The sequence below is a fragment of the Micromonospora sp. WMMD735 genome (assembly GCF_049178995.1).
GTDB classification, from domain to species: Bacteria; Actinomycetota; Actinomycetes; order Mycobacteriales; family Micromonosporaceae; genus Micromonospora; species Micromonospora wenchangensis.
In genome coordinates this window covers 7,440,976-7,453,616 of sequence record NZ_JBMHMJ010000002.1, presented here as the reverse complement: position 1 = coordinate 7,453,616, position 12,641 = coordinate 7,440,976, and the positions used below count along the sequence as shown (strand labels likewise).

General features: G+C 71.4%; 9 protein-coding genes and 2 pseudogenes. 1 reads left to right on the top strand and 10 read right to left on the bottom strand.

What is annotated here, in order from left to right; translation table 11 throughout:
• Positions 1 to 57 precede the first annotated feature (57 nt).
• From ACN268_RS32370 to ACN268_RS32335, 8 genes and pseudogenes are all read right to left on the bottom strand, one after another.
• Positions 58 to 696 (bottom strand): annotated as a pseudogene (locus tag ACN268_RS32370) (LAGLIDADG family homing endonuclease); the annotation flags it as partial.
• Between the two features lie 126 nt (positions 697 to 822).
• A pseudogene (locus tag ACN268_RS32365) lies at positions 823 to 1,074 on the bottom strand (Holliday junction branch migration DNA helicase RuvB); the annotation flags it as partial.
• Positions 1,075 to 1,108: 34 nt separating this feature from the next.
• Entirely contained in the window at positions 1,109 to 1,711 is a 603-nt protein-coding gene (gene ruvA, locus ACN268_RS32360; RefSeq protein ID WP_145918888.1) for a Holliday junction branch migration protein RuvA, read from the bottom strand.
• Positions 1,708 to 2,235, bottom strand: a complete 528-nt coding sequence (gene ruvC, locus ACN268_RS32355) for a crossover junction endodeoxyribonuclease RuvC (RefSeq protein ID WP_421486769.1) — start codon at positions 2,233 to 2,235, stop codon at positions 1,708 to 1,710. The genes ruvA and ruvC overlap by 4 nt, the downstream gene beginning before the upstream one ends.
• 96 nt (positions 2,236 to 2,331) lie before the next feature.
• Entirely contained in the window at positions 2,332 to 2,940 is a 609-nt protein-coding gene (locus tag ACN268_RS32350) for a TetR/AcrR family transcriptional regulator (RefSeq protein WP_421486768.1), read from the bottom strand.
• Positions 2,941 to 2,952: 12 nt separating this feature from the next.
• Positions 2,953 to 4,518, bottom strand: coding sequence for an MFS transporter (locus ACN268_RS32345; RefSeq protein WP_421486767.1), 1,566 nt, complete (start codon positions 4,516 to 4,518; stop codon positions 2,953 to 2,955).
• Positions 4,519 to 4,654: 136 nt separating this feature from the next.
• The gene (locus tag ACN268_RS32340; RefSeq protein ID WP_421486766.1) at positions 4,655 to 5,278 is read right to left on the bottom strand and encodes a transcriptional regulator; all 624 of its coding nucleotides are present in this window, start codon (positions 5,276 to 5,278) and stop codon (positions 4,655 to 4,657) included.
• Between the two features lie 90 nt (positions 5,279 to 5,368).
• Positions 5,369 to 6,406, bottom strand: coding sequence for an aminotransferase class V-fold PLP-dependent enzyme (locus ACN268_RS32335; RefSeq protein ID WP_421486765.1), 1,038 nt, complete (start codon positions 6,404 to 6,406; stop codon positions 5,369 to 5,371).
• A gap of 152 nt (positions 6,407 to 6,558) precedes the next feature.
• Here ACN268_RS32335 and ACN268_RS32330 point away from each other — a divergent pair, with 152 nt between their 5' ends.
• Positions 6,559 to 7,419 (top strand): SPFH domain-containing protein, encoded by an 861-nt coding sequence (locus ACN268_RS32330; RefSeq protein WP_421486764.1) that lies wholly within the window; start codon positions 6,559 to 6,561, stop codon positions 7,417 to 7,419.
• Positions 7,420 to 7,457: 38 nt separating this feature from the next.
• Here ACN268_RS32330 and dnaE read toward each other — a convergent pair whose 3' ends face one another.
• Entirely contained in the window at positions 7,458 to 10,988 is a 3,531-nt protein-coding gene (gene dnaE, locus ACN268_RS32325; protein WP_421486763.1) for a DNA polymerase III subunit alpha, read from the bottom strand.
• A gap of 233 nt (positions 10,989 to 11,221) precedes the next feature.
• A complete protein-coding gene (locus ACN268_RS32320; protein WP_421486762.1) occupies positions 11,222 to 12,505 on the bottom strand; it encodes a M6 family metalloprotease domain-containing protein in 1,284 nt (427 codons plus the stop codon).
• Positions 12,506 to 12,641: the final 136 nt, after the last annotated feature.

Sequence of the window (12,641 nt, the reverse complement as noted above, 5' to 3'; positions counted from 1 at the left end):
TGGTGCCCACTCGTCCAGGCGCCTGCCACGGTCACCGATGACGGTGACCCGCTCCACGAACCGGGCCACATCGTCCTGGCTGGTGATACTGAGCCGCCACGACTCGTGCGGCCGGCCCTGGTAACGACCGCGCTTGAGCTTCAGCCGCGACTGTATGCCCAGCCGGAGCAGGAGGTGCTGGACGTCGGCAAGCAGGCCGTGGGAGACGCTGTAGTACTCGACCACAAGGTCGTAGCGGTCCCGGCCACGCCGGCTGACAGTGCCGTCACAGGCGAAGTAGGCGCCGAGGAAGGCACTGACCTGCCAGCTGTCCCCCCGGTAGACGAACTCCGGCACCCGCTTCTGCCAGGCGTTCTTGTCGAGCAGCCCGTGTTCGGCGAGCCAGGGTCGCAGCCCGGAGATCCGGATCAGGGAACTCCGGGCGCTGTTGGGCCGGATGGTGTGGGCGTACCCGAGGCGGTCACAGGTCGACTGAAAGTCGACGAGCACATCCGGATCACCCCCGGTGAAGGTCACCTGGTTGGTGGTGCAGCCGTCCCCCACCAGGTATCCGGCGAGCTTGTACTCGGCCAGGTCCTCCGTACCGTCGGCGACGAGTTCCGGACGCAGCACGTTCGCGACGAAATCCTGCTCGGTGAGGTCGCCCGCCTTGATCCAACCGTCCGGCGTCCAGAACGGGTGGTCCGGTGCGGCCACCACCTCCCGGCCACTGGTCGTCCGGATCCGCACCGACGGCAGCTCACCCTGCTCGTGGACGGCGGTGACCAGGGCGCCCACACCGGTACGGGTGACGACGCGATCACCCACCACGATCTCACCCAGCCGACGTCTGGTGCCGTCCTCCAGCAGCACCAGGGCGTCGACGGAGACCGGCTTACCGAGGCCAGGAGGGCCGGACAGGAGGATGTGGTCGGGTGGGGCGCCGCGCCGCATCGCGCCCTGCAACAGCAGGTCGAGCTGGTCGCGGACCCGGTGCTGGGCGATGAACTCGTCCAGCCGCTTCGGCCGGACGCTGACCTCCGCGTCTCGCTCCGCGTCGTCGGCGTACGCCGAGACCAGGCCGTCGCCGCTCATGCCGGCCGCCCCGGCCGGGACCGTGCCACGCCGGTCACCGGGTCCGGCCGAGCAGTCGGATGGCCTGCTTGAGCAGGACCGGCACCGGCGGGGTGGGCCCGTCCACGGTCTCCGCCACGGCGGCCACCGCCTGGTCGGCCTGGCCGGCCGTCCAGCCGAGCCCGACCAGCGCCTGGCGGACCTGGTCCGGCCATGCCCCGGCGGTCACCCCGGCGGCGCCGTCGGGGCCCACCGGGACCGGGCCGATCCGGTCGCGCAGCTCCAGCACCAGCCGCTCGGCGCCCTTCTTGCCGATCCCCGGCACCCGGGTCAGGGCGGCGGTGTCAGCGTTGGCGATGGCCTTGCGCACCGCGTCGGGGGTGTGCACGGCCAGCACCGCCTGGGCCAGCCGCGGGCCGACCCCGCTGGCGGTCTGGAGCAGCTCGAACAGCTGCTTGGCGTCGTCGTCGGCGAAGCCGTAGAGGGTGAGCGAGTCCTCCCGGACCACCAGGCTGGTGGCGAGCCGGGCCGGCTGGCCGACCCGCAGCTCGGCCAGGGTGCCGGGGGCGCACTGCACCGCCAGGCCGACCCCCCCGACCTCCACCACCGCGTGGTCCGGGCCGGTCGCGGTCACCGTGCCGCGCACGCTGGCGATCATCGTGCTCCTCCTCGTCGTGCCCGGTCGGCGGCCTCGGCCAGCTTGGACCGGGTGCCGCCCCGCCACACGTGGCAGATGGCCAGCGCCAGGGCGTCGGCCGCATCGGCCGGCCGGGGCGGCTCGGCCAGCCGCAGCAGCCGGGTGACCATCGTGGTCATCTGCTTCTTGTCGGCCTGGCCGGAGCCGGTCACCGCGGCCTTGACCTCGCTCGGGGTGTACGTCTGCACCGGCAGCCCGGCCCGCGCCCCGGCCAGCACGGCGATCCCGCTGGCCTGGGCGGTGCCCATGACGGTGCGGACGTTGTGCTGGCTGAACACCCGCTCCACGGCGACCGCGTCGGGCCGGTGCTCGGCCACCAGACCGGTCAGCGAGCGGTCCAGGTGCAGCAGGCGCAGCGACAGGTCGTCGGCGGGATCGGTGTAGACGACGTAGTAGGCGACCAGCGTGCAGGGCCGGCCCGGCACGCCCTCGACCACGCCGACCCCGCACCGGGTCAGGCCCGGGTCGACGCCCAGCACACGCACGCCGCCTCCCTGAGGCCCCTCGACAGTACGGGTGTTCGACACCCTACTGGTCCGCTCCGACACGCCGGTGGGCGGACACGCCGCCCGGCCGTGGGCTCAGCGGGCCCGCAGCCCGTCGAGCACACCGTCGACGACCTTCTCGGGGAGCAGCCGGTCGTCCAGCTCCGGGTGCCAGCGCATCAGCCGCTGGACCAGCATCGGCCCGGTGAGCAGCGCCATCGCCACCTCGATGTCGAGGTCGGCGCGCAGCTCACCTGTGGCCACGCCCCGGCGGAGCACCTCCCGCATGATCTTCCGCCGGGGCTCGATGATGTTCTGGTAGAGCTGGAAGTGGTCGGGGCTGCGGTTCACCTCGGGCACCAGGCACGGCATGATCCGCTCGGCCCGGGGGTCGATGTTGTGCCCGACGGCCCCGACCAGCAGCACCAGGTCGTCGCGGACGGAATGCCCGGCCGGCTGGGCGACCACCCCCTTGAGCCGGCGCAACGCGTCCAGCAGGAGGGCGTCCTTGCCGGGCCAGCGGCGGTAGATGGTGGCCTTGCCCACTCCGGCGCGGGTGGCGATCGCCTCGATCGACAGCGCCTCGATGGTGCTGCCCTCGGCGAGCAGGTCGAGGACAGCCTCGATGATGGCCTCGTCCGCGCGGATGCTCCGCGGTCGCCCGGGCGACCGCGGAGCATCGACGGTGGGGTTCGTGTCAGACATCGTCCTGCGAACCTACGTGGTTGCGGCCAGTTCCCGCTCCGCCACCGGCGTGGCGGGGACGGCCGCGTCGGGCCGGCCCGGCATCCAGCGCAGCACGACGATGATGCCGAGGGCGGCCACCACCGCGGAGATCGCCGCCGCCCAGTGCATGGCCGAGACGAAGGCGTCGTTGGCCGCCGCGATCAGCCGCGGGGCCGCCGGACCGAGCTGTGCCGCCGCCGCGTACGCCCCGGAGACCGACTCGGTGGCCGCCTCCCGGGCCGGTGCGGGCAGGGCGTCGGCGACCGTGGCGATGTCCTGCCGGTAGACCGCGGAGAGCACCGAGCCGAGCACCGCGACGCCCAGCGCGCCGGCGATCTGGCGGACGGTGTTGCTGACCGCCGAGCCGACGCCGGCCTTCTCCCGGGGCAGTGCCGACATGATCGATTCGGTGGCCGGGGGCATGATGTTCGCCATCCCGACCCCCTGGAGGAAGAAGGCCACCAGCACCACCCAGATCGGCGTAGCGGCGTCGATGAAGGCGAACGCGGCCAGCGCCACGGCGGTCAGCACGAGGCCGACCGTGGCGACCGCCCGACCGCCGTACCGGCGCACCATGGCGGCGCTGCGCGGCGCGAAGACCAGCTGGGCCACGGCGAACGGCAGGAAGAACAGGCCGGTCTCCAGCGGGCTGTAGCCCCGGACGAGCTGCATGTAGAACGAGCTGAAGAACATCACGCCCATGGCGGCGAAGAAGACCAGCCCGACGATCGCCACCGGGGCGGCGAACCGGGGCACCCGGAACAGCCGCACGTCAAGCGACGGGTGGTCGCTGCGCCGCTCGTGCGCGACGAACCAGGCCAGCACCGCCACCCCACCGAGGATCGCGGCCCACACGGTCGGCCGGCCGAAGCCGTGCTCGCCGCCGTCGATGATGCCGTAGGTCAGCGCGACCAGGCCGACGACCGAGAGCAGCACGCCGAGGATGTCGACCCGGCCCGGCCGGGGGTCCCGGGACTCGGGCACCAGCAGGGCCACCAGCAGCACCCCGAGCGCCACCACCGGCACGTTGATCAGGAAGACCGAGCCCCACCAGAAGTGCTCCAGCAGCGTGCCGCCGAGGATCGGGCCGATCGCCACCGCGAGGCCGACCGCGCCGGCCCAGACGCCGATGGCGCGGCCCCGCTCCCGGGGGTCGAAGACGTTGGAGATGATCGACAGGGTCACCGGCATGATCGCCGCGCCGCCGACGCCCATCAGGGCGCGGGCCGCGATCAGCTGGCCGGGGCTCTGCGCGTACGCCGAGAGCAGGGACGACAGGCCGAACAGGACCAGGCCGACGAGCAGGAACCGGCGTCGGCCGGCCCGGTCGCCGAGGATGCCGAAGGTGAACAGCAGGCCGGCGAAGACGAGGGTGTAGGAGTTGATCGCCCATTCCAGCTCGCCCTGGCTGGCCCCGAGGCCGTGTACCGGGTCGGCCAGGGTACGCAGGGCGACGTTGAGGATCGTGTTGTCGAGGACGACGACGAGCAGGCTGACCACCAGCACGCCGAGGATCGCCCATCGTCTCGGATGTCCGGTGTTCTCGTGCGGTTGCATACGCTCCGGTGCTCCCCCCGGTTGCACCCGTGCCGCAGAAATACGGAACGGGTCAGACTCGTAACGGTGCTCACCTTACGAGCCTCATGTTTCGATACGGCACCGGTTCGTATCGGATGTGGTGCGGGTCACCCGGTCAGGCTGGCGGCCCGCAGGCGGCCAGCGCGGCGGAGAAGCTGGTCAACCGGGTCGCGGGGGGTGCCAGGGGTTCGATCCAGCCCGGCCCGGCGGCGTACACCCGTACCCCCGGGAAGTCGCGGCCGAAGCGGACCAGGCGGTACGCCCGGCCGGTGACAGGCGTCTGCGACCACACCACCACGCTGCGCGGACGGGCCCGCAGCACGGCGGAGCCCAGCGCCACCCACGGCAGCGCCGGCCCCAGGTGCAGGCAGCCGCGACCCTGCTCGCGCAGCGCGGCGGCCACCGCGTGCAGGCCCAGGCAGTGCGCCTCGTTCTCGGCCCCGGCGAGCAGCACCCCGTCGGTGCGCAACCGGCGGCCGGGAACCCGCCGGTGCACGTCCAACCCGATCCGGATGCCCTCGGACAGGGCGTGCTCGACGGCGATCTCGGCGGCGTCGCGCCCGCGCAGCCCGGCCAGCAGCGGCACGCACACCGCCTCCCACACCGCCGCCACCCCGGCGTCGGCGGCGAACTCCAGCACCAGCGCGGCGACCAGGTTCGCGTCGAGGTCCTCGGCGGCGGCCGAGAGCCGCTTGTGGGCCGTCTCGACGACCTCGCGCGGCATCGGATCCGACAACACCAGACGCACCCCCCGGGTAGGACACCGTTACCAGGGGGTTCGCCCGGACGGGGCGGTTCGGATGCGCCGTCGGGGAAAAACTGCGGTGGTTCAGCAGGTGAGCGTCTCCAACGCCAGGTCGACGTCCGCCTCGGTGGTGTAGAGGTGGAACGCCACCCGGACCCGCCCGGCGCGCACCGCCGCCCGGATCCCGGCGCGGGCCAGCCGCTGCCGCGCGTCGGGCACCTCCAGCGCGACGATCGCGCTCTCCCCCGGCGGCCGGCCCAGCCCGGCGAGGAACCGGTTCGCCAACGCCACGTCGTACGCCCCTATCGTCGCCGGACCGAGCGCGGCGACCAATTCCAGCGCCGGGGCGGTGCCCACCCAGCTGAACCAGGCCGGGGAGCTGTCGAACCGGCGGGCGTCGTCGGCCAACCGCAGCGGCGGACCGTAGTAGGTGGACAGCGGCTCCTTGCCCGCGAACCAGCCCGCGGCGTCCGGACGCATCCGCTCGCGCAGCCCCGGGGCCAGGTAGGCCAGCGCCGAGCCGCGTGGCGACACCAGCCACTTGTACGTCCCGACCGCGACCGCGTCGGCCAGTGCCGCGTCGAACGGCAGCCACCCGCACGCCTGGGTGGCGTCCACCACCACCAACGCGTCGTGCGCGCGGGCCGCGGCCACGATCTCCGCGTACGGGGCGACGGCCCCGTCGGCGGACTGCACCAGACTGAACGCGACCAGGTCGGTGCCGGCGTCGATCGCGTCGCACAGGCCGGCCAGCGGCACGGTGCGCACCCGCACGCCGCGTTCCTCCTGCACCAGCCAGGGGAAGAGGTTGGCGGTGAACTCGACCTCGGGAACGACCACGGTGGCCCCGGCGGGCAGCGCGGCGGCGATCGGCCCGAGCAGCTGCGACACGCTGCCGCCGACCGCGACGTCGGTCACCGGCACCCCGACCAGGCCGGCGAACGCCTCCCGGGACCGCCCGGTGGCCTCCTCCCACACCTCGTGGGAGGTACGCCCCACCCGCCAGTCGGCCAGGGCCTCCTGCACCGCCGTCCAGACCGGCTCGGGCGGGAGCCCGTAACTGGCGGTGTTCAACCAGCCGGGTCCCGGCTGCCACAGCTCGCGTGCCTGCGCCAACTCCATGCGTCGAGGCTAGTGACACCCCCGCGCGCCCGGTCAGCACCAATCCGCCGGTGGTGGCCCGCACCCGCCGGCCACCCGACCGGCACCGGCTTGACCCGCTGACCTAGGTTGATGATCCACACAGCGACGCTCCCTCGGAAGGGTGATGCCCCGTGCCCGTCGGCTTCACGTTCGCCGTCATCCTCGCCGTCGGGGCGCTGGTCGCCGGAGCGGTCCGGCTCCTCGCCCGGTACCCGGCCGTCAAGCGCACCAGCACGCTGGTCGCGCTCGGCTGCCTGGCCGGCGCGCTGCTGTTCGGGATCGGCGCCAGCGCGCACTCCGTGCCGATCCGCTCGGTCGGCATCGTCACCAGCTTCAACAAGCCTACCGGCGAGGTCACCGGCTCCGGGCTCAAGTGGGTCGCCCCCTGGCAGAAGGTCGGCGAGTGGGACGCCGGCCGACAGAAGTACGACCACATCGGCGGCGACAAGTGCGTCCGGGTCCGCACCGGCACCCTCGCCGACGCCTGCGTCGAGGTGCTGATCGAGTGGCAGGTCAAGCCCGAGAACGCGCCGAAGCAGTTCATGGACTACAAGGGCGACTTCGTGAGCTTCCGGGGCCAGCGGGTGGGGGTGCAGCTCGACAGCGCGGTCAACGACGCCTTCGCCACCTACAACCCGCTGGAGAAGATCGACGCCCGGACGGGGAACCTGAACGTCGACCTCAAGCCGTTCGCCGAGAGCATCCGGGGCAACGCCGAGGGCCGGCTCTCCGGCGACGTCGACATCCTGTCCGTCACCATCACCCGGGTCAACCACGACGACAAGACCGAGGGCAACATCAAGGCCTTCCAGGACAAGCTCGCCCAGACCCGCAACCTCGAACAGGACCGCCGCAACGCCGACATCCAGCGGCAGATCACCGAGACCAACGCCAAGGTCGACAAGGTGTCCCGCTGCCTGGAGATCGCCGAGAAGAACGGCAGCACCCCCGGCCTGTGCATCAACCCGGGGATCGTCACCGGCGGCAAGTGACCTGGGCGCCGGGCGGTGGTCACCCACCGCCCGGCGGGTCAGCTCACGTTGGCGGGGCCGAGGACGCTCTTGAGGTCACCCATCAGCGCGGTGGTGGCGGCCACCCGGAACGGGCCGAGCCGCAGGGTGGTCACCTTGCCGCCGTTGAGCAGCTTGACGTGCACCTCGGTGTCGCCCGGGTGCAGCACCAGGGTCTCCTTGAGCCGTTCCACCAGCGGCGGGGTGCAGCGGTGCACCGGGATGGTCAGCGTCACCGGCTTGCTGCCGGGGGTGCTGGTGACGTCCGGCATGGACATGTCCATCGCCATGATCCGGGGGGTGTCGTCGCGCCGGTCCACCCGGCCCTTGACCACCACGATCGCGTCCTCGGCGATGTACTGGCCGATCACCTCGTAGGTGTTCGGGAAGAACAGCGTCTCCACCCCGCCGGCCAGGTCCTCCAGCGCGGCCGACGCCCAGGCCCGGCCCTGCTTGGTGACCCGGCGCTGCACGCCGGAGAGGATGCCGGCGAGGGTGACCACCGCGCCGTCGGGCACGGTGCCCTCCTCCGACAGCGCGGCGATGGTGGTGTCGGCCGCCGCACCCAGGACGTGTTCCAGGCCGAACAGCGGATGGTCGGAGACGTAGAGGCCGAGCATCTCGCGTTCGAAGGCGAGCTTGTCCCGCTTGTCCCACTCGGCGTCGCCGATGGTCGGCATCACGGTGGTGCTGCCGGTGTCGGCGTCCCCGAAGCCCGCCCCGAACAGGTCGTACTGGCCGACGGCCTCCTTGCGCTTGACGTCGGCGAAGGCGTCGATGGCGTCGGCGTGCACGGTCAGCAGGCCCTTGCGGGTGTGTCCCAGCGAGTCGAACGCACCCGCCTTGATCAGTGATTCGATGGTCTTCTTGTTGCAGACCACCGCGTCGACCTTGGACAGGAAGTCGTAGAAGTCGGCGTACTCGCCCTTCTCGTCGCGGCACCGCATGATCGCCGCGACCACGTTCGCCCCGACGTTGCGTACGGCGGCCAGGCCGAACCGGATGTCCTTGCCGACCGGGGTGAACGGGCCGGCGGAGGTGTTCACGTCCGGCGGCAGCACCTGGATGCGCATCCGGCGGCACTCCGACAGGTAGAGCGCCATCTTGTCCTTGTCGTCACCGACGGAGGTCAGCAGCGCCGCCATGTACTCGGCCGGATAGTGCGCCTTGAGGTACGCCGTCCAGTACGACACCAGGCCGTATGCCGCCGAGTGGGCCTTGTTGAAGGCGTACCCGGCGAACGGGACCAGGACGTCCCACACGGCCTGGATGGCCTCGTCGGAGTAGCCGCGCTCGCGGCAGCCGTCGCGGAACGGGATGAACTCCTTGTCGAGGATCTCCTTCTTCTTCTTGCCCATCGCCCGACGCAGCAGGTCGGCCTGACCGAGGGTGTAGCCGGCGAGGATCTGCGCGGCGCGCTGCACCTGCTCCTGGTAGACGATCAGGCCGTGGGTGGGCGCGAGGATCTCCCGCAGCGGCTCCTCCAGCTCCGGGTGGATCGGGGTGATCTCCTGCAGGCCGTTCTTGCGCAGCGCGTAGTTGGTGTGCGAGTCGACGCCCATCGGGCCGGGCCGGTAGAGCGCCAGCACGGCCGAGATGTCCTCGAAGTTGTCCGGCTTCATCAGCCGCAGCAGCGAACGCATCGGCCCGCCGTCGAGCTGGAACACCCCGAGGGTGTCGCCCCGGGCGAGCAGGTCGTAGGCCGGCTTGTCGTCCAGCGGCAGGCCCAGCAGGTCGAGTTCCTGACCGTGGTTGAGCTGGATGTTCTTGACCGCGTCGTCGATGATCGTCAGGTTGCGCAGGCCGAGGAAGTCCATCTTCAACAGCCCGAGCGACTCGCAGGTCGGGTAGTCGAACTGGGTGATGATCACACCGTCGGCGTCCCGGCGCATCAGCGGGATGTGGTCGATGATCGGCTCGGCGGACATGATCACGCCGGCGGCGTGCACGCCGGTCTGCCGGATCAGCCCCTCGATACCCTTGGCGGTGTCGATCACCTTGCGGACGTCCGGGTCGGTCTCGTAGAGGCCCCGGATCTCGCCGGCCTCGGCGTACCGGGGGTGCTTCGGGTCGAAGATGCCGGTGAGCGGGATGTCCTTGCCCATCACCGCCGGGGGCATCGCCTTGGTGATCCGGTCACCCACCGCGTACGGGAAGCCGAGGACCCGGGCCGAGTCCTTGATCGCGGCCTTCGCCTTGATCGTGCCGAAGGTGGCGATCTGCGCGACCTTGTCCTCGCCCCACTTGTCGGTCACGTACTTGATCACCTCGCCGCGCCGACGCTCGTCGAAGTCGATGTCGACGTCAGGCATCGAGACCCGCTCGGGGTTGAGGAACCGCTCGAAGATCAGGCCGTGCGGGATCGGGTCCAGGTCGGTGATGCCCAGCGCGTACGCGACGAGCGAACCGGCCGCCGAACCACGGCCGGGGCCGACCGCGATGCCCTGGCTCTTGGCCCACTGGATGAAGTCGGCCACCACCAGGAAGTACGACGGGAAGCCCATCTGGTTGATGACGCCCAGCTCGTACTCGGCCTGCACCACGTGCCCCTCGGGGATGCCCCCCGGGTAGCGTCGGGCCAGCCCCTTGAAGGTCTCCTTGCGGAACCAGGACTCCTCGGTCTCCCCCTCGGGCACCGGGAACCGCGGCATCAGGTTGTGGAACTCGAACATCCCGCTCGGGTCGACCTTCTCGGCCACCAGCAGGGTGTTGCGGCAGCCCTGCTGCCAGAACTCCGAGGAGTCGACCGCGCGCATCTGGTCGGCGGACTTGACGAAGTAGCCGCCGCCCTCGAAGCGGAACCGGTTCGGGTCGGCGACGTTGCTGCCGGTCTGCACGCACAGCAGCACGTCGTGCGCCTCGGCCTGCGCCTCGTGGGTGTAGTGCGAGTCGTTGGTCACCACCGGCGGGATGTCCAGCTTGCGGGCGATGGTGATCAGATCCTCGCGGACCCGCTGCTCGATGGAGAGCCCGTGGTCCATGATCTCCAGGAAGTAGTTCTCCTTGCCGAAGATGTCCTGGTAGGCGGCGGCCACCTTGAGCGCCTCGTCGAACTGGCCCAGCCGCAACCGGGTCTGCACCGCGCCGGACGGGCAGCCGGTGGTGGCCATGATGCCCTCGGCGTGCTCGGCGATCAGCTCCATGTCCATCCGGGGCCACTTGACGTAGTGCCCCTCCATGGACGCCCGGGAGTTGAGGGTGAACAGGTTCTTCAGGCCCTGCGCGTTACGCGCCCACATGGTCTTGTGGGTGATCGCGCCGTTACCTGAGACGTCGTCGCTCTTCTGCTCCGGCCGGCCCCACTTGACCCGGGCCTTGTGGTAGCGCGACTCCGGCGCGACGTACGCCTCGACGCCGAGGATCGGGGTGATGCCGGCCGCCATGGCCTGCTTGTAGAAGTCGTTCGCGCCGTGCATGTTGCCGTGGTCGGTGATCGCCACCGCCGGCATCCCCAGCCGGTTGGCCTCGGCGAAGAGATCCTTCAGCCGGGCCGCTCCGTCGAGCATCGAGTACTCGGTGTGCACGTGCAGATGCGCGAACGAATCGCCCATGCGTGGCGTCCCCCCGGATCGGATCATGGGTCACGAGATCAGGCCGGTCCACGATAGCGCCGCCCGGGGAAGCCGCCGCACCCGCCGCGCGGACACCTCGGCGCGGAGCTCGTCCGGTTCCGCACGCCGTACACCGACGGTCACCGAACGGTCCCGCGAGCCCACCGCCGACGCGGACGGGGGTGCCCCCGCCCGGCCGGGCGGGGGCACCCCTGCGACGTCCACCGACGCGATCAGACGACGGTGACGGAGACCTCACGGTCGTTTCCGAGGGTGTTGGTCAGTTGCACGGTCACCCCGCCGTAGGTGACGGTGTGGCCGATCGTGGTGAGGGTGGCGTTGACCAGCGCCTTCTCCTCAGCGCTGCACGTGGTGACGTCCGAGCCGGGGGTGCGGTCGACCACCTCGACCGGGAAGGGTCCGCCGATGGGGGGAACGTTTCCGCCGGACCAGGCGCCCCCGCTGAACACCGCGGTGGTCACCCGGTAGACCAGCACTCCGGCCTGGAAGCAGCCCGACGCCACGTCGAGCGTACTGACCTGCCGGTTCTCCACCACCACTGCGGTGTTCCCGCCGGTGTGGACCACCACCGCCTTGGTGCCACCGGCCGTACCCAGGGGGGTCAGGACCGTCGAGGCGCTCCCCGTCGTGGTCCGGCAGTCGATCTGGGAGTCGGTGAGCCAGCCCGCCTTCCACTTGTGCCAGGCGAACAGGTCGGGAGCGCTGGCGGAGATGAGGCCCATCAGGTCCCAGCCGCCCACCGCCCGGTGGATGCTGTCGGCGTTGTTGTACGAGTAGAGGTCCGGCAGCCCGAAGAGGTGCCCGGTCTCGTGGTTGAGGATCTTGTGGCCCCAGTAGTCGACGTCCTGACCGAAGGTGACGGCGTGACGCAGTTCGACCCCGTCGACGGTCACCCCGCCACCGGGGGCCGCGACCCAGGTCGGCGAGAGGTCGAAGGTCGTCGCGGACTTCGGCGGCACCACGTAGACGATCTGGTAGGAGCTGAAGTCGATCGCGGCGTTCGCGGCGGCCACCGCGGCGGCCACGTACGACCGCTGGGTGGTGAAGTTCGACTTGTAGCCGGCGAAGTTGCCGTGGGGCTGCAGGATGTGCCGCCACGCGGTGTCGAACGTCAACTGGAGGTTCAGCGCGCCGTACGAGGACTGGGTGAAGACGTTCGGGGCGGCGCTGAACATGCTGGTCCGGCTGGTCCGCTCCCCGCTGACCGGGGCCGCGTCGGTGAAGTCCACGAACAGCACGATGCCCCGGACGGTGCCGCTCGGCGGCAGCCAGGTGGCGTAGTTGGTCGGCCCCTCGTGCTGCCACCCGGTCGCCGGGGTGGGCAACTGGCAGGGGCTGACCAGTGTCGACCGGGCGGGGCCCACCGCCGAGCCGCCCGCTGCCGACGGCGCTACGGCCGGTGACGCCGCCGTCGCCGGCACCGCCGGGGCGAGCAGCACCCCGGCCAGCACCACCGCGAGGGCCGTCCTGGCCCGGACGCTCAGCGACGTCCACATCCTCCTGCGGGACCTTCTGTCGTTCGCTGGTTCGCTCATGGTGCCGACCCTGCCAAGGTGCCCATCAGGCTCGCATCGGTAGAAACCACCTAGTCCCCGCGCCGGAGATCCACCCGATGGTCCCCGCCGGTAACGA

Excerpts from the sequence above, each read along its gene's own strand:
- ruvA (WP_145918888.1), bottom strand. The coding sequence starts at position 1,711 with ATGATCGCCAGCGTGCGCGGCACGGTGACCGCGACCGGCCCGGACCAC.
- ACN268_RS32350 (WP_421486768.1), bottom strand. The coding sequence starts at position 2,940 with ATGTCTGACACGAACCCCACCGTCGATGCTCCGCGGTCGCCCGGGCGA.
- ACN268_RS32345 (WP_421486767.1), bottom strand. The coding sequence starts at position 4,518 with ATGCAACCGCACGAGAACACCGGACATCCGAGACGATGGGCGATCCTC.
- ACN268_RS32335 (WP_421486765.1), bottom strand. The coding sequence starts at position 6,406 with ATGGAGTTGGCGCAGGCACGCGAGCTGTGGCAGCCGGGACCCGGCTGG.
- dnaE (WP_421486763.1), bottom strand. The coding sequence starts at position 10,988 with ATGGGCGATTCGTTCGCGCATCTGCACGTGCACACCGAGTACTCGATG.
- ACN268_RS32320 (WP_421486762.1), bottom strand. The coding sequence starts at position 12,505 with ATGTGGACGTCGCTGAGCGTCCGGGCCAGGACGGCCCTCGCGGTGGTG.